Annotated in this window: 15 protein-coding genes; all 15 read right to left on the reverse strand. The window is 61.4% G+C overall.

Translation table 11 applies throughout. The features are described 5' to 3' along the window. Window positions 1-10,426: DNA translocase FtsK (locus tag HDE72_RS25125; protein WP_183747656.1), on the reverse strand; the 10,426-nt coding region annotated here is incomplete at its 3' end. Between the two features lie 46 nt (window positions 10,427-10,472). Beyond that, window positions 10,473-12,299, reverse strand: a complete 1,827-nt coding sequence (locus HDE72_RS25130) for a hypothetical protein (RefSeq protein WP_183747659.1) — start codon at window positions 12,297-12,299, stop codon at window positions 10,473-10,475. A gap of 104 nt (window positions 12,300-12,403) precedes the next feature. Further along, window positions 12,404-13,321, reverse strand: a complete 918-nt coding sequence (locus HDE72_RS25135) for a hypothetical protein (RefSeq protein ID WP_183747662.1) — start codon at window positions 13,319-13,321, stop codon at window positions 12,404-12,406. After that, entirely contained in the window at window positions 13,322-13,780 is a 459-nt protein-coding gene (locus tag HDE72_RS25140; protein ID WP_183747665.1) for a GNAT family N-acetyltransferase, read from the reverse strand. Beyond that, window positions 13,777-14,346, reverse strand: a complete 570-nt coding sequence (locus HDE72_RS25145; protein WP_183747668.1) for an aspartyl/asparaginyl beta-hydroxylase domain-containing protein — start codon at window positions 14,344-14,346, stop codon at window positions 13,777-13,779. The genes HDE72_RS25140 and HDE72_RS25145 overlap by 4 nt, the downstream gene beginning before the upstream one ends. Window positions 14,347-14,481: 135 nt before the next feature. Continuing rightward, a complete protein-coding gene (locus HDE72_RS25150) occupies window positions 14,482-17,142 on the reverse strand; it encodes a phage tail tip fiber protein (protein WP_183747671.1) in 2,661 nt (886 codons plus the stop codon). Next, entirely contained in the window at window positions 17,135-18,730 is a 1,596-nt protein-coding gene (locus HDE72_RS25155) for a hypothetical protein (RefSeq protein WP_183747674.1), read from the reverse strand. The genes HDE72_RS25150 and HDE72_RS25155 overlap by 8 nt, the downstream gene beginning before the upstream one ends. A 60-nt stretch (window positions 18,731-18,790) precedes the next feature. Further along, complete coding sequence (locus tag HDE72_RS25160; protein WP_183747677.1) at window positions 18,791-19,279, reverse strand: lysis system i-spanin subunit Rz; 489 nt, start codon at window positions 19,277-19,279, stop codon at window positions 18,791-18,793. Beyond that, window positions 19,276-19,794, reverse strand: a complete 519-nt coding sequence (locus HDE72_RS25165; RefSeq protein WP_183747682.1) for a glycoside hydrolase family 19 protein — start codon at window positions 19,792-19,794, stop codon at window positions 19,276-19,278. Before HDE72_RS25165 ends, HDE72_RS25160 begins: the two co-directional genes overlap by 4 nt. Then, a complete protein-coding gene (locus HDE72_RS25170; protein WP_183747685.1) occupies window positions 19,791-19,928 on the reverse strand; it encodes a hypothetical protein in 138 nt (45 codons plus the stop codon). Before HDE72_RS25170 ends, HDE72_RS25165 begins: the two co-directional genes overlap by 4 nt. Beyond that, window positions 19,925-20,272, reverse strand: a complete 348-nt coding sequence (locus HDE72_RS25175; protein WP_183747688.1) for a holin — start codon at window positions 20,270-20,272, stop codon at window positions 19,925-19,927. Before HDE72_RS25175 ends, HDE72_RS25170 begins: the two co-directional genes overlap by 4 nt. 186 nt (window positions 20,273-20,458) lie before the next feature. Beyond that, window positions 20,459-20,773 carry a DUF5658 family protein gene (locus tag HDE72_RS25180; RefSeq protein WP_183747691.1) on the reverse strand — a complete coding sequence of 105 codons (315 nt, stop codon included), beginning with the start codon at window positions 20,771-20,773 and terminating at the stop codon, window positions 20,459-20,461. A 120-nt stretch (window positions 20,774-20,893) separates the two neighbouring features. Further along, a complete protein-coding gene (locus HDE72_RS25185; protein ID WP_183747694.1) occupies window positions 20,894-21,487 on the reverse strand; it encodes a hypothetical protein in 594 nt (197 codons plus the stop codon). Window positions 21,488-21,490: 3 nt separating this feature from the next. Continuing rightward, entirely contained in the window at window positions 21,491-22,285 is a 795-nt protein-coding gene (locus tag HDE72_RS25190; protein ID WP_183747697.1) for a phage adaptor protein, read from the reverse strand. A 56-nt stretch (window positions 22,286-22,341) separates the two neighbouring features. Continuing rightward, entirely contained in the window at window positions 22,342-22,707 is a 366-nt protein-coding gene (locus HDE72_RS25195) for a hypothetical protein (RefSeq protein WP_183747700.1), read from the reverse strand. Window positions 22,708-22,750 lie beyond the last annotated feature (43 nt).

Genomic DNA, 22,750 nt, shown 5'->3' on the forward strand with positions numbered 1-22,750 from the left:
TGCCTACCTTGGCCGTGTTGAAGGCATAGAGTCGCTTGCCGATCGCGGCAAACGCTGGCTCGTAGCTTCTCAGGGCACGCTGAGCAGATTCCACCTGCCATTCGGCGCTGCGCAGCGCGGAGCGCACGTTGATTTGCTCGCTGGCGTGCGCCGCCTGCAGGCGCTCGAAGCGCTCGACTTCCTGTTTCAGGCCTGCCAGTTCGATGGCGCGCGGGTCGCCCGAGGCAACGGCCGCCGCTTGCTCGAACAGCGAGGCCTCGCCCATGTCGTCCATGCTGCGCAACGTCTTGTCGCCGGAAAAGGCCTGATCGATGAAACGCTGCTTGCGCCCCACCATCTGCCACATGGTCGATTGATAGGTGCCCTTGGTGGTGTACCACTCGATACCCACTTCGGCATTCTGGTTGCCCTGGCGGATGATGCGCCCGTGCGGCTGCTCGACGTCGGCCGGGAACCAGGGCGGGTCCTGATAGTGCAACTTCGCCAGGCGCTTCTGCACGTTCACGCCCGTGCCCATCTTCTTGGCCGAGCCGATCAGCACGCGCAGCTTGCCGCTGCGCATGTCCTTGAACATGCCTTCTTTCTTTGCATCGCTGTTGGCGTCGTCAAACCAGGCGATCTCGTCGCGCGGAATGCCGCCATCGGTCAGGCGCTTGGTGAACGCGGCGCGCGAATTGAAGCCGCGATTCTTCTGCGACTGCTCGCCAAAGCCCATGTTATAAAACACCAGCTGGGTGCTGCCCTTGACGGGCTCGTCGTTGCCGCTGCGGTCCTGATAGACGTTGTCCTTGCCGGCATGGTAGCTGGCCGCGACCTTGTCGCCCATATCCGTGATGATGCTGCCCTCTTCGCCCAGCTGGCCGCCAAAGAAGCGCGGGTCGATGGCGGCGAAGCGGCCGTCCGTGATAATCGAGACGATCGGGTCAGGGTTGTTTGGTTCGTCTTTCGACGGTTTCCAGCGCTTCGACTTCTCGATGCGCGGACCCAGCACATTGGCCATGTAGTGCTCAAGGGCATCGCTTGGTGCCACGATGTTCAGGTTCGGCTTGCCGCCGATCAAGTCAGGGCGTTTGACCAGCGCGCCCAGGTGCTCGGACGTCAGCACGTCCATGAACTGGCGCACGCGGCTCATCAGCTCGGGCACATTATCGAATTTGGCGAAGCGCTCGACCAGCTCGTAACGGCCGGCGGCGTTGGGTTCTAGCGCCGGCGCGACTTCACCGAACAGGCGCGCCCACGCATCGAAGGAGGCGATGCCGGCGCGGTCCATTTCTTCCGGGGCGAAGTAGCGCATGATCGTGTACAACTCGCCCATGGTGTTCGTGACGGGCGTGCCGGAGGCAAAGACCATCGCACGGCCAGGGCGCTGCTGCTGCAGCCAGCGCGTCTTGACGTACATATCGAGGGCACGCTTCGAGCCGTTCGGGTCGATGCCCTTGATCTGCTGCGAAGTGTGGAAGTCCAGCTTGCGGTACACATGCGCTTCGTCTGCGAATACGAAATCGACACCGATATCTTCAAATTTCAGGGTCGAATCCTTGCCGCCGGCGCCGATGATGCGGTCAAAGCGCTGGGTGACTGCCTCAATCTGCTGTTCGAGCTGGCTGCGGCGCACGCGCGCGCCGCTATCCGTTGCCGTGTTCGACAGTTCGATTTCCAGATCGGCCAGGATCTCGTCACGGATGGGCGCCACGGATTCTTCTTTCACGCCGATGCGCTGGAAGGCATCATGCGTGATGATCACGGCATCGGGGTTGTTCAGGGTCGCGCTGGCGATGAAGGCCTTGCGGCGCTCGGCCGAAAAGTTCTCATCGTCGGCCACCATGATGTTGGCCAGCGGATACAGTTCCATGAACTCGTTGGAAAACTGCTCCAGCATGTGATTTGGGACCACATACATCGGCTTGTTGATCAGGCCCAGGCGCTTTTGCTCCATGCCAGCGGCAATCATCTCGATTGTCTTGCCCGAACCCACCGAATGCGCCAAGTAGGTGTCACCCGTTTGTACTACGCGCCAGATCGCCCGCTTCTGGTGCGGGTGCAGGGTATAGCGCATGGAGACGCCCGGCAACGTCAGGTGCGACCCATCAAACCGGCGAGGGGCGATGTTGTTGTAGCGGGCGTTGTACAGCTCGACCAGCTCGCTGGCACGCTCGGAATCGGTCCAGACCCAGCCCTTGAACTTATCCTTGATCTTCTTGAGCATTTCATTGGCGGCCGTCGTCGCTTCCTGGTCGGTCACCACCTTGTCATCAATCTTAGTGCTGATCTTGACCGAACGGCTGTTGAGCGCCGATTCCAGCAATTCGGACGGCGAGCGCGCGGCTGTGCCGTATTCGGCACCGGCGCGGCGCTGGCTGCGCAGGTTGCCGCCGTCGACCTGCCAGGTTTCGGTTTTCGGGTCGAAGGTGACTGCGCCGGCGTCAATTTCCTCCGCAAAGGCGTTGACGTGCGACACTGGCACCCACGAGGCGCCCAGTTTGGCTGAGATTTGCGACGGGCCCAGCTTTTCCGGCTGGGCGGCCTTCAGCGCCTCCACGTTGCGCGCCAGGCTGGCATCGAGGCGCGCGGCCTGTTCTGCTTCCTCCAGCTTGCTGACGACGTCACCGGACAGGTATTCATCGGCCAGCTGCCATGCGCCGGCCGGCGTCTTGTAGACCTGATTGCCCAGCGCCTCGATGGTTTCCTCGCGCGACAGGCCGATACGGCGGCCGATATCCTCCAGATTCAGGCGGCCCGTGTTATCCAGCGATACCGCCAGGGCGTCGCCGATGGTCTTCACATCGCGGCTGATGGGCTTGCCGATGGTGCGGCCCAGCAAGAATGGCGACTTGACGATCTCGCCAGCCTCATTGATGGTTTCCATCTGGGTCAGGATGGCCGAATCGTAGTCTTCACGGAAACGGCGGCGGTTTTTGAAGATACGCGTTTCGGTTTCGACGGTTTTGCCGTCTTCGTCAGTCGATTTGCGTACCTGCACGCGGAAATCATTGATGGGGCCGTGTTCCGCGCGGAAGGCGTCATAGGCCTTATTGAGCTTGGCAAGCGCCACTTCCCACTTGCCATCGCTGGCCTGAGCCAGGCGCGTTTCCTGCACCAGGTCGCGCATGCCCACGTAGCCGGAAAACCATGCTTTGTCCGCAGCGCTCATTTTCATGCCGGCATCGAGGGGATGGCCGACGCCGTTCTCGACGCGCATGATGGTGCTATCTTCGGCCAGGTAGACCACGCCCTCGCGCTTGATGCTCGGGTCGAAATCAACCTTCGCCGTCTCGCGTTGCACGCTTTCGGGCGATTGGGACAGCACGGAATAGACGTTGGCAGGCAGGCGGCCGACGGCGGCCGCAAACTTGGCATCGAGCTCGGCAGGCGTGCTGTCATAGGCGACGACCGTGTATTGCTCGCCGCCGCGCCCGTTGGCGTTGATGCGGCGGCCCGCATCGTCCATGTAGCCGGAAATGCGATTCTGGCCCAGGACCATGTCTGGATTGTTGGCAAAATACTCATTGACTACAACCGGGCCATCCTGGGTATCGATGGTGGCCACCTTGGCCCAGGGCTGGCCGGCTGGCGTCTCGCCGTCATGGCGCTTGCGCAGGAAAATGACGTCGGTGACGACGGACGTGCCGGCGTTATCCTCGAATGCCGTCGACGGCAAGCGGATGGCGCCTACCAGGTCGGCGCGCGCCGCCAGGTACTTGCGCGCCTTGTCGGTCTGCTTGTCCATGGTCCCCTTGCTGGTCACGAACGCCAGCAGGCCGCCCGGGCGCACGCGGTCGATCGACTTGGCAAAGAAGAAATCATGCAGCATGAAGCCATGCTTTTCGTAATCTGGATCGGCGAAAATCTGCGTTTGCGAGAACGGCGGATTGCCGATCGCCACGTCAAAGTAGTCTTTCGGGAATTTGCGCTTGATGAAGTCGTCATGCAGCATGTTTTGCTCAGGCGACAACAAGCGGGCGATCAGGGCGGTCGGGCCGTCGAACTCCACGCCGGTATAGCGCGAGGTGTTGCGCACGTTCTCGGGCATGAGCATCGAGAACGAGCCGATGCCCATACCGGGCTCGAACACCTTGCCGCCGGTAAAGCCCAGGCGCTGCATGCCCTCCCACGTCGAACGGATGATGCCTTCGCTGGTGTAGTGGGCATATTGCGAGGACTGGAGCACCGAACGTTGCCACGCGGCCGGCAGGGCCTCCATGCGGCTGGCCAGGCTGCGCCAGTTTGCTTCTTGAATCAGGCTTGGCCAGATCAGGCGCGTCGGCTCCTGCTGTTTGGAAGAGGCCGGCGGAATTGGGAACAGCTTGTTGCGAATGGTCGAGGCACCAAAGCCGACGTATTTCGCCAGTTGCGCCTGCTCGGCCGGGGTGGCCGGGCGGTTTTCGCCCTCGATCTTGAGGGCCAGTTCGATCAGGTCGACATTGCGCTTGGCCGTGTCGAACCAGGAGCCTTCACGGGTCAGTCCGCCAGGGCTGGGGCGGAAGTCGGCAGGAACTCGCTGGTCACTTCGCTCCACAGCGTCAGGCGATCGGTCGGGAACTGCGTCATTCCCTCGCTCGTGCCCCACGTCTTGTCGCGCATCATCTTGGCCTTGAGCTCGTCCTCCTGACTCTCGAACGCTTCGAGCATTGTCTCGTCCAGCGCGAGCGCGCGGCTTTCCAGCGCCTCGGACGATAGCGTCGCCGCTTGCGGGTCGCTGTCCTTCAGCCACCGGCGAATCGATCGCAGGCGTACTGGCTGTAGGGGTGGAATCATGGTGTTGCTCCTTCGTTGCCGCTGGCGCGGGAATGGTTTCAGTATCGTTGATTGTTGCCGGCACGGCAAGTGCTGAACGGGAAAGTGCGGTAGCATGCACGGCCTTGGCGGCATGATCGGCCAGATCGACGGCCGGCAGGTCCACCGGCATCCAGCGGTTTTGACCCATGGCACCATGTTTGTCGGCTTGGTTGCCGACACGCATCATCAGCGCAATGCCGGACGGGGTGCTTGGCACCATGCCACGGATTGCTGTATCGCCGATATGCAGGAAAATGCCGCGCTCTTTCTCTGGATGGAACATAACAAGGCGCACGTCACCGGAACCGGCCACGCCGGACTCGTTGATGCTCACGGCCTTGATCAGCTTGCCCTTGTCGTCCCGGTAAGGTACGAACCCTTGGGCCTGCAGGGCGCCGGAGACGGCGCGCAGATAGGCTTGCGCATCCTTCAGGAAGGCGTCTTTCAAGCCGCCACGCAGGCCGTAATCGGTTTGCTCATTCTTGCCGCCGGCGATTGCCGCCCAGCCATCGATATGGCTCACGCCCCAGTCAGCACGCAGGACCTTATCGGTCGCCTGCTTGGCCTTGGGCGCGACCTTGACCGTTTCGCCGATCGTGGCGTTCTGCACGTTCGTAGGCTGGGTATGCGGCGCGGTACCGGCCTGCTCCATGGCATCGATGTCGCTCGTGGAGCTCATGCCCGTGGTGTCGAGGCCTGGGTAATGGCGCACGCCCTCGTAGAAGCTGCGCAGGAAGGGGCGCACGGCCTCTCCCAGGTCTTCGACCATCGCCTTCGAGAATGCGGAGAACGAACGCACACCGGCCTCGACATAGGCGCCGGCGATGGTAATGCCGTCCATCATGAGCTCGGGATCGATGCCGGCATTGATATTGCCCAGTTTCGCCTTCAGGCGCGCGCGCGCCTTCTCGACCGCGTCGGCGGTAAACAGCTTGTTGCCGGCAAAAGGCGCGGCGGCGGCCGGCGCCTGGGCTTTGGCCTCGAACTGGGCGACCAGGGCGGTGCGCACGTTCCCGCCCAGCTGGTCCCATGCGCTGTACTGGCCCTGATCGGCGTCCTTACCGATGCCCAGGCCAAGATTCAACAGGGCGTGGTGACGTTCAGCCGGCTGCATATCGGCCCAGTGCTTGGCGCCGTGCTCGTCGGCCACCTGCGCGGCTGACTTCTCGGTCACCACCGGCATGCTGGACTTGTTGACCTTGTCGCCTTTGTTGTTGATATACCACATTGGGGCGTCGAAATCGCCATCCAACGCCTCGCGCACCAGCGCGTGCTCGCGCGGCGTCATGTCGTCCCACGCTTTCGCGGCCAGATCTGCCCGATCGACGCGGGCCATGAGCATACGGCGCTTGGCGTCGCGCGCATCCGCCCATTCAGCTTGCGCTTCCTGCGCCGAATGGCGCTTCATATCGTCCGGCGTGGCGCGCGCGGCGCTGTCCTTCTTGGCTGGCGGTGCGTTCTCAGCTGGTTTGTTGGCCGCTGTCTTGGGCTTGGTCGGCGCTGGGTCTGGGTCAAGGTCCGGGTCAATGTTGCCGGTCGTCAAATCACGGATGGCCTCATTCGCCGCGGCGTCGTCCATATCCATGTAGTAGTGGTCTTCAACGGCTTGGTTGATTTCGGCTTCGGTCACGCCGGCGGCCACCGCCTGCTCGATCACGGTGCGGTCCAGGCGATCGTATTTGTTGGCGATCGCCATGACAGGTTGATCATGGGCGTTATTGGCCATGAAGAAGCCGTAGGAAAAGCCTTCCGGGGTGACACTGCGCGCATTTTTGGTAGCCATGCTCTTGCCGCCATACAGCTTGTGCATCTTGCTGCCCTCGGTCGGCTCGACTGGCGCGACAGGCAGATCGCCGTTAAATCGGCCCCACAGCAAGGTTTTCTTCGTGTACGGGTCGCCCAGGTGGTTCGGGTCGAACGACAGGCGCCATGGTGGCAAGCCGCCCAGGCGCTCGATGCGCCCGACGGGGTTTTCAACCGCCCATACGGCCGGCTTGAAGTATTCGATGGTATTGAGGGTCTGGTGCACCAGCTTGACGCTGGCCACCGTGCGGCCGTCCGCATCTTTCGCTGCGAAATGGCGGGCGCCGCTGACGGCGAAGTCAGTACATGGCGTCGCCGCCAGGATGGCGTAAATGTCCATGCCGTCGAAGTCGCCGAACCAGTCGCCGAAAAAGCCGGTCGAGAAATTGTTCACGTCGCCGACATTGGGGTCGGCCTGAATGTCGAAGCGGTAGACCTGATAGCCGGCCTCTTCCCATGGCTTCGACCATTCGCCGGATAGATCGAACAGCGACAGCACCACGCGCTGCGCGTTGGCGCTGCGGATGGTCTGGTCCTGCCCTTGCGCCTGAGCGTGGGCCTTCCATTCCGCGATTATGACTTTAGCCTCGGCGGGCGTCATCCAGCCGTGCTCTTTGTGATACACCTTGGACTTTTCAGCCAGGCGGACCACTTCCCCCTTCTTGGGCGGCTGGAACACGTTGGAGACGGGATGGTCGCCCGCCATCATTTCCGCCTGGGCGGTATTGAATTCTGTGGCAATCTGGCCCAGCTCGCGCTCGTCGACGCCGACATCGATGTGCTCAGGCGCCGTCGCCTTGGTGTGCATGCCAGCTTCCGCCGTATTGTCTGGCTGGACGGAGGTGGTAGCGGCCTGCGCTACCGGCGCCGCCGCCGGCGGATGAATGCCGCGCTTGGCGATTTCTTTCTCAATTTTCGGGCCGCGCGGGCCATCGGCAAAGACGGTGCGCGCCTGCAGCAGCTGCGCATCGCTCATTTCCGTGACCAGCATCTTGTTCAACGCCTGCTTGCTCAGCGCCGGCGCGGTGTCAGCCGCTGGGGCGGCGGCCGGCGCCGGTGCAAGTGCGGGCGCGAGCTTGGCAAATGGCTTCTTGGTCTTGCCGCTGGCCAGCCAGTTCTTGAATTCGGCGACTGTGGTTTCGCTGACATTGCGCCCGCCCGCCCAGTTCGGAGCGTAGTTGGCCTGGTAGGCAGCGCGCGCCTGCTCGATCGAATCAAAGCCCAGCATGACCTTGTGTTCGTCAAACTTGCCGCTCTCGGGCTGCACCTGGTCGACCATGAACACTTTATCGCTGGCGTGGTTCGGGCCGATAAACGTATCGATGTGGTCCTTGTCGGCGCCGACAGTGCCGCGAATGTAGCCATAGTGGTGCTGCATCGTGTTTTCCCACGGCTGGCCAGCCTTATCGACGCCGGAACGGGTCGAACTCACGGGATTTTCGATCGAAATGTCCAGGCCATGCAGGCGCACATGCGCCTTTTTATAGTTGCCGGCTTCTTTCTGGGCATCCGTCGGTGGTGCCACGTCATTGAGCGGCGAGGTAGCGGCGGCATGCGCTGCCACGTCGAGCGGCGCGGCGCTGGCTAGTACGCTGCGCGCGCCATTCGACGCCATGGGCGATACAAGCCCCTCGGCCTCCATGCTTTCCAGCATGCGGGCCGCACGGTTGTACCCGACGCGCAGGTGTTGTTGCAGCTTCGCAATACTGGCATTGCCCGTGGTCCGTACAAATTCACGGGATTGCGCCAGCAAGATATCGCTTTCCTGCTGCTGTTGCTGCACGGGAGCTGATGACGCTAGAGGGGCGGCGGCCTCGGTGGCTTGTGTGGCAACCGGCATCTGGGCGGTGGCAGGAACCAGCGCCGGCGTGATGGCAGGTTGGGCTTGCGTCTGCTTGGCCATGGCGGCCACGTAGTGGGATTTTTGCGCGGTGCTGAGCTTGAAAATCTTGGTTGAGCCCGGCTTGTGCAGCACCGTGCCGTTCGCGGTCTTGAGGCGCATGCCGGCGGCGATGGCGGCATCAACCGCTTGCGTATTGGGCGCACTGGGCGCGGGTACGGCTGGCTTGCGTTCCGGAACTGCCTCGATCAGCTCATTTGGCGCGCTGGGCAGGGGGGCGGCGGCCAGGTTGGCAGCATCAATTTCCTGGTGGTCAATCTCGTTGAGCACAGGCACACGGTATCCTTCGCGCTTGAGCGCGGCGGCAAAGGCGTCTTTCTTCCCTTCCGCAGGGATGGCCTCATCGGCCAGTACGGTATCGCGCAGCGCCGCCCGGTTGGACAGGGACCGGGCCTGGGTATCGCGCTCCACGCGCGTATTCACGTCTTCCAGTACCTGCTGCTGGCGAACCAGGTCGTCTTGCTGACGCTGGTCTTCATCGGCTTGCAGCATTGCTTCGATTTCGGCGCGCTCGGCTGCATCGCGCTTCTGCGCGGCGGCTTGTTCCGCTGCCAGGCGGTTGGCTTCGGCCGCCTTGATGGCTGGTTGAAATTTGGCATCGCGCGCGGCCTGTTCCTCGGCCAGCAGGGCATCAAATTCGGCCTGCTGGTCTGCCGGCAGGGTGGTGCGCGCAACGCGCGCCTGCTTGAGCGAATCGAATTCGCTGACTTCTTCCGGCGTCAGGCGACGGCCAGGTGTCGCCGGCACGGTAATCTTGCCGCCGTCGGCATCGACATCGCGCTGGGCTGGCGTGCCGCGCCCGATCGTCAGCAGTTCGGCCATGCGTGCGTCAATGTCGGCGAGGGAAGGCAAATCAGCTGCCGGACGTGGATTGGCGGCCGCCTGTGCGGCCTTGGCATCCGCTGCGGCTTGCGCAGCAGCATTGGCCGCGCGCGACAAGGGGCCGGTATCCGGCAACGGCACCGGCGCCGGCACTGGGGTGGCCTCTGGCGCGCGATGCAACATGCCCATGCCGGCGCCCATCGTCGCGCCCGTCACCAAGCCCATACCGGCTGCGTTGGCCACGCCCTTGCCGATATCTTTCTCGCCCTGCGCCACGTTGGTCCACGCCTGTTCTTGGGCGGACTGCGGCATTTCTTCCAGCACGCCCTCGCTGAACAGTTCCTTGCCGACTTTGGCCGCCTTGCCGCCTGTCAGCGTGCGCGTGCCCGTGGCGATATCGGTGGCGGCGTCGCCCATTACCTTGCCGGCACCAAAACCGATGGCAGCAGTGCCCAAGCCGGCAGCGACGGCCGCCGGCGCGTACTGGCCATAGCTGCGCCCGGCAGCTTGCGCATCGTCGGCGATTTGGCCAGCGCTTTGCGCGCCCTCGGTGGCGCCACTGACGGCGAGCAGCTTGGTGCCCGCCTTCTCGATGGCGGCCTTGGCGGCGGTGGCGCCTGCCTCGGTCCCCATGCCGCCGTAGGCTGCGGCCGCCCGTGCACCAATCCCGCGCGCGACCGCGCTGGTGGCACCCATGCCGGCGATCATGCCTGGCAGCGATTCCACGATACTACCCGCCAGAGCGCGCGGATGCGTGAGCATGGCGCCGGCTGCACCCATGAAAGTATCTTCCTTCTGTACGGCTGCATCTGACGCCTTCTGGTCGTCGCTCAGGTACTCGCCCAGGTACTCGTTCGTCGCCTTGGGGTCATAGCCGATTGCCCGCATGCCCTTGCCTACCAGGCCGCCTGTGGCCAAGCTACCCAAGCCGACGACCGCCTGTCCCAGCCCTACGACGCCCTGGGCGCCCTTGATGGCCATATCGCCCGTCGTGCGCATCACGCCGGCGTGCTGTACTTCTTTTTCTGGTGCCTGGGGTGCGACGAAAGTATCGAAGGCGTCCCAGTTTGGCTCATCGTCGGCGCGGGTCAGGTAGGCCGGCTGTGTTTTTTTGGTTGTGGTCATTGAATTGTATTTGTTATGAAATGGGATGGGTCTGGCGGAGCCGGTCCTACATGCGCGCCGCGCGGCGGGCCTTGCGTACCTGCGCCAATTGCAGATTGGACAGCGTGCCGGCCTGGCTTTGCTCGTCAATCCACGTGAGCACGGCTTGCGCTTCCGCGCGCGGCATGTTCGGCCTGATGGCCGCCAGCTTGGCGTCGAAGTTCGCGGCTACGTCCTCCTGCCGCGCGGCCATGCCGGCGGCAAAGCGCGAGCGATCGGCTCCGCCGCCGACGGTCTTGTTGAACAAATCCATGCGCTTGTCACGTTCCGCGATAGACATGCCGCCGACAGTAAAAGAAGGCTTGCGGGCGTCGGTAGGCGCTGGGCCAGCGGTGCCGGCCGCGTCCTCGAATGGATTGGTGACCGTATCACCGCGCCCTTGCGATGGCGCAGACGCTGGACCCAGCGCGGCCAGCTCACGTTTCAGGGCCGCAATATTGCTGGGGTCCTTCTCCGTTGCCAGTTCTTGCATCAGGATTTGGCGACGTCCATCCTCGCGCGCCGGCGCGCCGGCGCGGCTGGTGGCGGTGCGCTCTGCCCATTCGGCATCGCCAGCTGCCGCGCGATTCGGCGAGGGTGCCGCCAGTTTTTGCAGGGCATCACTGCGCAACTGGCGCAACTTGACCGGGTCACCCTTGGCCTGGGCTTTCAGATTGGCGTCGGCTGTCAGGGCGTAGGCGCTGGCCGTAGCGGCATCGCCACCATTCGAGCGCGAGCGCGCCACGGCGACCTGTTTGGCAAACTGCATCCCTTCGCCATCAAAGGTTTTGTTGCCTGACAGCTCATCCTTGCTGGAATACTGTTCCTTGAGGAAAGTATCGTCTTCTTTTCCCCAGATTGGCGCGGTCCCGGCGGTGGTCTTGGCATCGATGCCCAAGCCCTGCAGGCGGCGTTGTTCCCGCATATTGTCGGCCTGGTCGAGACGATAATTCTCGTTCGTATCCGCATTTTGCTGCTGTATCTTGCGGCCGGCTGTGGCATCGGCGCGGCGGTCTGCCATGTCCGTGCCTTTTTGGGCCTGCGTAATGAGATCCTCGATCTTCTGGTTTTGTACCAGCGCCTGTGCGGTATTGAGGGTACGGGTACTGCCGTCATCGGCCTTGACCGTCACGATTTTGGTCGGCAACTTGGTGCCGGCGTGCTCGAATACCCCATCAACGGACGAAGCTACGCTCCAGCCCTTCATATCGCCGTTCTCGTTAAACCTGCGCATCGCGCCATCATTGTCGCCCTGCGCGAGCAGCTGAATGGCCTCGTTCAAGCCTTCCTTTGCGGCACTGCTGCGCATCTTGTACAGCACGGCCATGCCGGGGCCATCGATTTTCCCGTGCTGCATGTCGATTTCCGCACGCCGGATAAAGTAGTCCATCGAGGAAGCCATGTTGGTCAGCTTGTGCGCCGGCGCTGGCGTCGTCATACCTGCCGGTTGCGGCACCACGGCGGGCGCACCAGGGACCGGCGCCGCCTGTGGCATGCCTTGGGCCTGTGCGGCGCTCAAGGTCGATGCCTGGACAGCTGGAGCGCTTGCAGGCGCGGGCGCGCTGGCAGCGGCATTCGCAGGCGCCGGCATCGCTTCGGCAGGAGTCTCCGCAGCGGGCATATCGGTCTGTGGCACCGCGCTGGGGGCCTGGATGCCCAGTGCGGGAGCGGGCGCGGGCTTTTTTGCTGGTGGGAAGTAATCGGTGTTCAGCGCTTCTACATCAGCCTTGTACTGGTCTTCCTTCTTCCAGTCGGCCCGCTGGCGGCCCCGCGTTTCCTCTTGAAATGCGGCCGCCTGTTCGCGCCGCGCATCTTCCTTGGTGCGGCGCTCTTCATCCGCTCGACGGCTCTTCATATCAGCAACAAAACCGTAGCCCTGCTGCATGCCTCCTACAAACCCACCCAGTACAGACGTCATAACTTCCTCATTTCTCAGTTCATTCAAGCGGTAGCACCGTATTATTTCGACATCATCCCCATGCCCATACCACCCAGCTGCCCCCACGCAGCGGCCTGCGCCGCGCCAGAGGCAGTGGCCGCGTCAGCCACTTTGGTATAGGTGTTGCTGGCACTGGTGAACTGGGAACCGGCATTGCTATACAAGCCACCTACCGTGCTGGCGCCGCTGAGGGCCGAATTGTTCGTGGTAGCCGTGGCGTTGACAGCAGCGGAACCCGCCGTGATGCCCAGTCCCGCGCTGGTCGCCTGCGAGCTGGCGAGGTTGCGGCCCAAGCTGGCGGCGTCCATGCGCTTCGCCTGGCCTACTGTTTTGACGTTCTGGCGCGCCGTGTTTTCAGCGCTGGCTTCACCCAGGGCGCCAGTGATCGCCGATTCGCTTTGTGTCACCAGGGCGCGGCCGGAATTCGGATTGACACCCATGCGCGCTTGCGCGCGGGCGGTGGACTCATTCGCCTGGGCAACGTTCTGCTTGACCGATGCCGACGCGGCGCCGGCAGCGCGCTCTTGCTCTTCCGGTGAATCATATTTCTTGGCATCTTCAACAATGCTCTGTTCCAAGGGACGGAACGTGCTCTTGTTGTAGGCGTCGTAATCCTTTGCCAAGGCTGCATTTGTATCCATTGCTTCGAGCTGCTTGTTGGTGACTTTTTCAGTCAGCGCATCGGCCTTGGCAAAGCGAATCTTGTTGTCAGCATCCTGTTGCTTGGCAAACTCCAGCTCGGCATTAGCGACACGCTCCGAGGCATCGGCAGTCCTGTTGGCCGACGCGGCGGCTTTGCTTGATGCTGATTTGGCCGCGCTGGCCGATGAAATGGCACCTACGGCACCTACCGCCCCAACCACACCGGCGATCACGCAGTAGAAGCGCGGGCGGTCCTGAAAAGCGGTGCGCTTGCACCGCACCAGATAGCGTTTCATTTAATCTCCGATGTATTTGGTGTAGACCGTTTCGGTTGCCGCAAAACCCAGGAAACGCAGCACCGCGCCGATATCCAGATGCAGCTTCGTACCCGTGATCAGTTTTTTTACTCCACGCTGCCGCATTTGCGACTCGATAAAGCGGAACATGCGAATACCCGTGAACCCCAGGCGATACTTCGGCAGGATGAAGTAGACATCTGTGATGGCGTGCAAGGTGCTCTCGTAATGCAGGTGGCCGCTGATAATCGCAACGTGGTAGCCCACCATGACGCCATCCTTGCGCGCGGTGACGACGTGCAACAAATCGTTATCACACAGGTGCTGATAGCGCTCACGCGCGATATCCAGCGGAACCTTGTCGTGCCCCAGCGCAATTTCTCGCCAGTGCTTGACCAGGATGGGTTCCATTTCCGGCAGCGCATCACGCCATTTTTCAACCTGGAAGTGAACTGTCATCGTGCCGTCCGGATATCAACAACCAGGTGAATGCGGTCAGTGCTGCCGTGATTGATGACGTCGTGCACTTGTTTGTTGTCGAACCACCAAATGTCGCCGGATGCCATGTTGACCGTCTCTTCACCTGCGCGGAAACGCGATTCGGGATTCGACTGCAGCACGATATGGAAGCGGCTGTAATATTCGGCATGCGCTGGCGTATCGGCATGGGGTGTAATTTTTCCACCCGGCTTTACTTTGTTGATCATGCAGCGACCCAGGCGTTCGCCGCCGACACGCGACATCAGCCACATAATCAGGGGTCGGGCTTCGCTCAAGATTTTGTAGGCGGGATAGTCGATGCTTTCGTGCTGGTCGATCTGACTCAGATGCGCATCCAGTTCTGCTTGGGTTTCTCGCACGCTTTTCACAGGAAAACGCAGCATGATGGACTCGACATCACCAAAGGGTCCCTGCGGGTAGTTTCGAAGGTAAGTATCTTCGCGCCACAGGTGCGGCTTCATTTTGATCGCCAACAGCAGCGGTGTAACGTCCATGTCGGACGCGATAAGTTGGAAATTATTCATGCTTTATAGCTCCGGTTTATCAAGGCGCGCGAACGATATCACCGGGTATCCGAAAACTTAGATTTTTCCGGATGATCCGATCGGGCAAAAAAAAACCGCCCTGTAAGAGGCGGTTAAAGGTGATTATGGAAATTATCAAACCCTTACTAGTTTCCATTTGATGGTTTCTGGCAAGATTTGACCAGTCCCCGTTGTAGGTGTCCAAGTGAACTTGATATAAATTCGATTATCAATGGGGTAGGCATTCAAATTCCCAAGGCCATCCCCTGACACGATTTCAGCTTGAGTAAAGCCATTTATGCCTCCGTTATTGGACTTCCCTGTAGCAATTGTGGCTGTTGCCATATAGGCGATCGATGGCGCGTCGTACCACCCATCTGGATAGCCTACATTTGTATCGATGTAAACGGTGAACGGAATATGCTCTCCCCCCATGTATCCCACCCAGCCTACATTTACCCCAGTGACTCCGCGCGAGATCACATTTGGTTCAGAAATTAACTCTCGGGAGAATTGACCAGACCCGTTAGCGCGCAGAACAATGGCCCCGTTGCCGACCGAAAGAAACGGTTCGGCGCCGCTGGCGTTCAAGTTCATGTAACTGGTATTGGCCGTGTTCCTGAGCAGACCGGCCGTGATAACGCCAAGAGTACCGCTCGACGCGACGAGGTTTCCTGAAAATTCCCCGCTTGCCCCCATCAGCTTCCCCGAAAACTGCCCGCTGCCAGTGATGGTTAGGCTGGAGCCATCCCATTGCATGTAGTTGCCCATAGGATTGCCCACGCGAAATTTATAGACACCGTCCACCTGCCCCATCCAGAGCCCGGCGCCGACCGTAAACGACGAGACGCCTTGGGTACGCAAGTATCCGCCGGCATTGATCTCAATCTGCCCCAGGCTGGCGGCCAATGCCGATAAAGTGCTGAACTTGCCGATCAATGCCGTTACGATATTCGCTTGCATCCGCGTGGCAGCGATATCTCCAGCGGTGATCTTGCCCGCATTGAGGCTGGCGATCTTTGCATCATCGATGGCCGCATTACCAATTTTAGCGTTGGTAATGGTGCCATTTGCGATGAATCCATCGGCGATGTACACGCCGGCAGGGACGTTAACACCATTGATCACGCTGGCCGTAGTGCGCACGATAAATGGAGTTGATGGCGCGATTCCATTGCCGCTTGGCCCCGCAACAAAGAAGGTGCTTGCGCGCACCCCGAAATCGATTGTAGAGGTGAGGCCGTCGCCACTGCCGATAATGCCAAAGCCGCCGGCAATGCCGTCCACATCAATATTGACCGTGTACTTCGCCTGGACTTTGCCCAGCGCCGTGACGGAAGCATCGGCCAGCACTTTCACTGCGGCATACTTGGCGACCAACCCAGTGCTGGGGTCGCTGACGATAGCCTGTAACTGCTTGAGTTCCGTGGCGGTGGCGCTGTCAGCTGTAGCGCGCACGGTTTGCTCGCTGACAATGGCGGCCTTGAGGCCAGCTGCAGTTTCCGCTACCAGCGACTCGATACGCTGAGAGACGGCAGTGTCGGCCGTCACTTGCGCGGAATAGGCCACCTGGGAAGCGGCCAGGCTGGTCGCGGTTGCCGCGCTGAGGTACTGGGCCAATTCCGTCAGGGCGGTGTCCGCGTCTGCGCGGACCTTCTCTTCGCGGGTGATACTGGCAACGTTATCGTTTACCGTGGCTGTCAGACTGTCAATGCGCGTGCCCAGCGACGTATCGGCGGTAGTGCGTAAGTTTCGTTCCTCGAACAATAATCCGCTGGACAGGCTGGCGACGGCACCGACGGTCGCCGGGTCCGCCACGCCCAGCACCTTTGACGACAACACCTGTCGGGCGGCCACTTCTGCGCTATCGGCCTTGGTGCGCGCCGTCTCTTCCTTTTGAATAGCGGCGGTAATGTTGTCGGCCGTTTGCGCTGCCAGCGATTCGATACGGCTCGATAACGCTGAATCGCCCGTGGCAATGACGGTAACGACCTGTTTATAAGCAGCAAGGTTGGTATCACTCGCTGCTACCAAATACTGGATTTCCTGCGCCAGCGCGTTGTCCGCTTCCTGGCGCAAGGTGCTTTCCTGGCCGATCGCCGTGCCCCGGTCCTTGGCTTCGGCCAAAAAGGCAGCAATGCGCAAATTTGCTTCCGCTGCAATTGCCTTGTCGCGCGCCGTCGTCTCAGCCAGGATGCGTTGTGCGACACTGCCGGCGGTGCTTGCCGGCGCAGTGATCAACTCAATCTTATTTCCTAGGTCCGCATACAGCTGCGATTGGGTCACTTGGCCGGTCAACAATGACAGCAAGTAAGCGGGGTCTGCGCCAGTTTCGCCACGCGTGCCCAGCTGGGCGTTGAAGGGGCCGACAACATTGGCCTGCGACACATAACGAATCCAGTAAAAGCGCACCGCCGCACCGCCGACGTTGTCGACGTAAATGCGGCCATCGGAGCGCCCTACCATCTGGGCAAGACTGAAATCGTTGGACTGTGCGCGCCAGATTTCAGTATGCGACAGCTTGTCAAAGTTGGTCGCATCCCATGCCAGGATGATCGTTGCCAGCGCGCCGGACATGTTCAAGCCCGTCGGCTTGGGCGGCGTCGCGCCGAGGTCCGTGCCGCTGCCCTTCTCTCCGGGCAGTGGTAGGCCCAGGGCGCGCAGGTCCTTCAGTTTCGCTACTTGATGATCGCCAGCAGTAAATGCGTTGAGAATTTCACGCATCGGGCGCAAGAGTGCGCTCACCTCGGTTGGAATTTTGGAGGAAATTGCTGGGATGCTGGGCAAATTAGCCAATTTTCAGCTCCTTGGGACGGTCAGCGACTGCGAGAAGGCGAATCCGCTGGGTGCCGATCAGTTCGAGCTCGATCTGGCGCGGACGGTAATCGCCTGGCAGGCGGAATACCTGCTCATCGAGCACTTGCCGGGAATGGATCATCTCCCCATCGGCATACAGGTTGAAGGTGACGGGATATGTGTCGGCATCGACGCGCGCGCAACCTGGGCCAGGGCTTGCCGCGAACTGGAATTTCTTCGACCGCCAGGTGTACGTCAGGTTGGCGCCGGCATTGAATTTCTTGATTTCCCCGCCGATCACCAGGTACAAGGCATCGTTGACCGCATCGACATGGCCCGCAGTGACGGTTTCATCGAACATGGTCAGACTGGCATCCTCCAGCGAATTGAGGATGAAGCCGCCGCCGGCATACAAAGCGACATACTTGCCATCATGGAAATACCCCTCGATGGTTTCAGGGACCAGTGCCTGCCATTCCTCGCGGGTGTACAGCGCCTGCGTGACAACACGCGAGCCACCGACACCGACATTGACCAGGCCATCGGGCGAGGCATACATCACGCCGCCGCCGATCGACACGATCGAGCGCTTGGAGACGCACGCCTGGTCGAGCTCGATGCGCTCCATCGACATGCTGTCCGGATGCACGCCTGTCACCAGATAAGGGGAACCCTTGGTGCACACCAGGATGCTCGACCCGAAGACGCCCAGCCCGACGATCGGATAATCGGCCGTCAGGCGGTACTTTTCGGGCCATGCATAGGGCAAGTTCGGTTCGCAAAAGTACAGATCGTGGCCCGAAAATCCCGCCATGATGCCGTTGGGCAAACCCACCAAACCCGTCAGCGTCGCCGGCGGCAGGGCATACGACAGGGTCGATAGCGGCTCGCCCAGCTCCGTGGGCAATAGCTTGTCCTCGAAAGTGGTGCTGGCATCGGCAATTTCCGTCACGAATTCGTAGACGGCCGATCCGCTGGCCGTTTGCTGGCTGCGATAGATACGCTTGGCAGCGATGTTGTAGTTGCCCGTCGGCGCTGTCGCCAGCAGGCCGAGTTTGACGGAGCCACCTTCCGTGACCGTTACCTTGGTGGGGGGGGAAGGCGCGCCCTCTTCCCCCCAGGCCGAGACGTAGGTATAGATGTAGACGCGGGTTTCCGCCGGCGCGGTCGAGGTACTGGCGACACAGGTTGGCGCCTGCAAGGGCGCCGGCACACCAAGGGCATAGGCATTGACGGGGTAGCTTGTGCCTCCCTGCGTTGCCATTTGCAAATTGGTCACTTTCGGCACGCCGTCGCCAGTATAGTAGGTGCGCTCGGTGGTGTCGCCCGCCACTATCCCGCGCGCCACGTCCACGTCGGTGGTCCACGTCAGCCAGTACTGGGTTTCTGGCAGGGACATGCCCATGCGGTAGATACTCTTGATCGCCTGCGCCAGCGGCACGGGTGTGACTACCGTTCTGGCGCTTTTCAACGAGCGCAAGTCGCCATGCCAGAGTGTGCAGTTGCGCGCGACCTGGGCGGCCGCGTTGGGAAGCATGGCGGCGTTCTGGCGCGGCATCATGCCGCCAAAATTGGAAATGGAAATCATGTGGTCCTGAAATAAAGAGAGCCCGCATATAGCGGGCTCTCGGGGTGGTGCTGGCAGTGACTACGGGTTGACCGTGCGCCTCACGGCGTCGTACTTGGCAATGCAGGCGTTGAGATCCCGCACCGCGTCGTCTCCGTCAGCGGCGATGTCGATAAGCTCGATAGCAGCCTCTGGCATAAGTTCGGAGCGCGTTTCGATATACCCAGTGCCGGGATCTGGGCTGGCGGCGCCTGCACGAAGCGCACGGGTGGCGATTGACAGGCTGACAGCGCCGCTGCGCACGTCAGCGCGCAGAGTATCGATGGTAGTTTTTGCATCATGAATCTCTTGTAGGTGTACCGCGTCAACGGCCTGGTGCTGCGCGGTCAGCTGCGCTGTGTCCTGCTTCGCCTTGGAGGTGGCCAGGTGTAGCTGCTCCCGTGCCAGGCCATCGGCTGCGTTCAGGCGCTCGGCGCAACTGCGCTGCGCCTCCCACTCCCCGACAAAGAAGGCCAGCGTGACCAGCAGCAGGCCTGCCAGCCATGGGCGCACATCGATCGCGCTCATCATGCAAGCACCCGCTGCGCCACTTCGAACAGACCAAGGCGCGCCGCCAGGCCGTTCGAGCCGCCGTTGATGCGCTGCGAAACTTTCACCTGGTTGCCCGTGTCCGCCAGCGCATTTAAGCCGCGCATCTGCCAGAACCAGCCGGCCGAACGGCAGGCAAGCACGACTTGCTCCAGCAGCTCGGGCTTGGCCAGCAGATCCAGACCAAGCGCCTTGCCGCATGCTGTGTAGTTGGCGCGGCCCGTCACTTGCAGCAGGCCGCGCCCCTTGAAGCGCACGCCGTCACCTGGTTGTGTATTGCCCAGGTCTGCGCGCCCTTCATAGGCCTGGCCGCTGGCCAGCTCCCGCACATAGAGCAGCTGCCCCGATTCATGACCCACTTGGGCCAGAAATGAGGCTTGCCGCGCCGGGGTGTTGATGCCGAATTCCAGCATTGCTGCGTTCAGCGGTTGAAGGAAGACGGACGCGCGGGAGCGCGCATACGGCATGATTTGAACCAATTGTGCGAGCGTCATCATAAGAAATTCACCAAAGCGAGAATGCCAATGAAGGAAAGCGTGGCCGTGCCGACGGTGCGCGTTTGCAGCCGGGGGTTGAGCACACAGAAAAGACAGCCGAGCAGCACGGCAAACGACAGCACTTTGATCGTCATTTATCACTCCCCAGGTAACGGCGCTTCAATGCGCCGATCAGGTCGGCCGAATTGATTTCCGTGAACACCTCGCGGCAGGTGGCCAGTGCGAAGAGCCCTACCAGGAACTCCACGCCGGAATGCACGCGGTCGCCGCCGATGCTGAAGAAGTCGATCAGCGCCGGCGCGATGTAGATGGCGCAGGCAAAACCGATGAGGAAGGAGACAAATTTCTGTGATGCGCTCAAGCTGTCTCCTAGAAACTTGAGCGACACGGCGGCGCCGGCGGCGCCTGGAAGGGACGCCAGGGCGATTTTGAGCAGCGTGGCGGTAAGCGCGGCGAAGGTTGAGACTGGTTCTGCCATGAAGGCTCCTAAAATGGAAAACCCGCCGTAGCGGGTTCTTGTGAGGCTGTCCACGGCGTGATGGGCCGTGTTATGTGGCGCGACGGTCGGTGACGACCATGCGGCGCGGTATGCACCGCAGACGCGGACCCTTGCCGCGCGCGCTACCCACCTGGCAAGCTCTCAGCCATGTATTTGGCCAGCTGCTCATCCTTTGGCGCGCTCCCATCCGACACGGATTACGCCGACGTTGTTATAAATGACCCATACATACAGGGCAATGAGGCCTGCAAGCGCCCAGTGGGGAATGCCTTGCTCCAGCACTGCCAGGTACAGAGCAACGAGCATGGCCGCCTTCGGCAGCAGCAGACCCGGCGCCAGGCCAAACTGGCGAATCAACCAGGCCATGAGCGGGTTTGCCTCCCGCCCGATCTGACGGGAAATGATGTAGTAGGTAGTGGCGACGTCCGCCAGCTGCAGCACGAACAGCGCGGTGAAGAGAAATGCCTGAATGTGGCTCATGCTGGCACCTCATACGCCATCGATAGCAGGCTGGGACCGGCCGCCAGTGCGGCAAAGCCCAGAGCGCGGCGCGCTAGGGCGTGTTTAACTTTTCTAGGTAAATTCATGAAGATCCTTTCATTATCGGAAGCGGCGGTGCTGAACGCGTGGGCTGTTTGCTGCCCGGCCGTGCTGCGTTTCAATCGCAGCGGTGCCGCATGCGCGGTTGAATTCCTGCTGGAAGGTGAGCCCCAGTACGGGATTTGACCAGGATTGCCCTGGCATGCACATCAGGCGGAACTTGGCGCCGGCCGCAATCCCGTTCAGGAACCGCTCGACCAGGAAGTCGGGAAGATCACTGGTGGGCTGGCCGGCCGTGATGCGCGTGGGCACCATGCAAACAGTCGCGGTAAAGCCAGCCGCCTGTGCGGCCAGCTGCGGCTCGCGGAAGCTGAGCGTGTTCCAGTCGCCCGCGACGTCATAGGCGCTCTCAGGCAAGGCACTTGCAGCGGAACGCCACACTTCCTTGACCAGCATGACCCGCGCACCTGCCGGCAAGACCGGCGCGAACAGTCCGCCGTCCATGGCGGCCAGTGGCACATTGGCGGTCCAGACGCCGCTACGCTCACACAGTTCGATGGCCGCTTCAAGCAGATTCATGCGAATCGTGCTGTCCGGACAGCCCACGACAAACGGCACCACGTAGGGCGAAAAGATTTCGAGGGAAATGGCCATGGGTTAGTGCGCCGCCGCTGGAATCTGTGCCTGGGTGGCAAACGGCAAGGCGGCCAGATTCGGGTTGTTGCCGGTCAAAGCCTGCACCTGGGCATTAAGCGAACTGGTGAACATGCCGGAATAGGCAGACGCATTGGATTGGGAAGATGCAAAGTCGGCATCCTTCATGTAAGCGCGCGCCAGGACGTAATTCACCAGGTCATCGATGTATTTGTCATCGACGGAAATCACAGCTGGATTGACGCTGTCAACTCCGTACAGCGGCGCCGCCTTGGTTCCCGTGTTCGGAATCTCGGCTGGATTGGCCAGATACGACACTTCTACCCAAGTTGGCGTGTCATTGACGGCGGGCGTGACATAAAAAATCTTGGGTGCGCGCGGGTCGAATACGAATTGCTCAACCCGCCCGGCGCCCGTAATGGTGTGCCAGTCAGGATTCTGACTGTCGAGCACTTCACGCGATACAACGCGCACCGCACGACCAGGGGTCAGGCCATCCGCCCCCATATTGCGCACCACGTCGTTGAGATAGTTCCCGTACACGGCAGTGGCAGGCGAGCCATCGCCCGGCAAGAGGTTGCCGGCGCCCAGCAGTTCGATGGATTGCTTGGTGCCAGGCTTGAGCTTGATCGCATCCACACGGGAGCACGATGCCGGCAAATACTTGGCAATGGCACGCTGACCATCGTTGAGCCAGGTCACAAGCTCCTTTTCATTCCAGCGAGTGAACTGCGGAGCCATGTCCTGCAGCTGCGTTGACACGCGAAAGAGCGCGTCGACTACTTTAGTTGAAGGCATTACGCTCTCCGGTGAATGGGTGGCCCGACTATGGGTATCGAGGTGTGGTGCTGGCCTTATGCCGCGCCGTGCACGTTGAAGTTAAAGCGGCGCAAGGAACGCTTCTTCATTTCGCCATTGGGCAGCGATTCGTGGATGTCCTGTACGCAGTTTTCGAGGGCGTGCAGGACTTCGACCGGAATGCTGGAGCGCACGTCGCGCGGAATCTGATAACCGACGCCATTGACGCTGACGAAAACGGCTTCGCGGCCCATCTCGCCTTCCTGCTCGTAAATGGTGATGCTCACTTTGTCGCCGCTCAGCGCGTCATCGTGCGCACTGCCTGTCACTGCCGTCGAGACTGCCTCTGCCTGGTCGAAGCCGCCCAGATCATCGAGTGTCGATACTTGGGAGGTGCTGCTTTTTTTGGTGTTCGCGTTCATGCGTCTACTCCATAAATTCGGATGAAATGAAAAAGGCCCGCAA

This window comes from Janthinobacterium saanense (assembly GCF_014200675.1).
Lineage (GTDB): Bacteria > Pseudomonadota > Gammaproteobacteria > Burkholderiales > Burkholderiaceae_D > Janthinobacterium.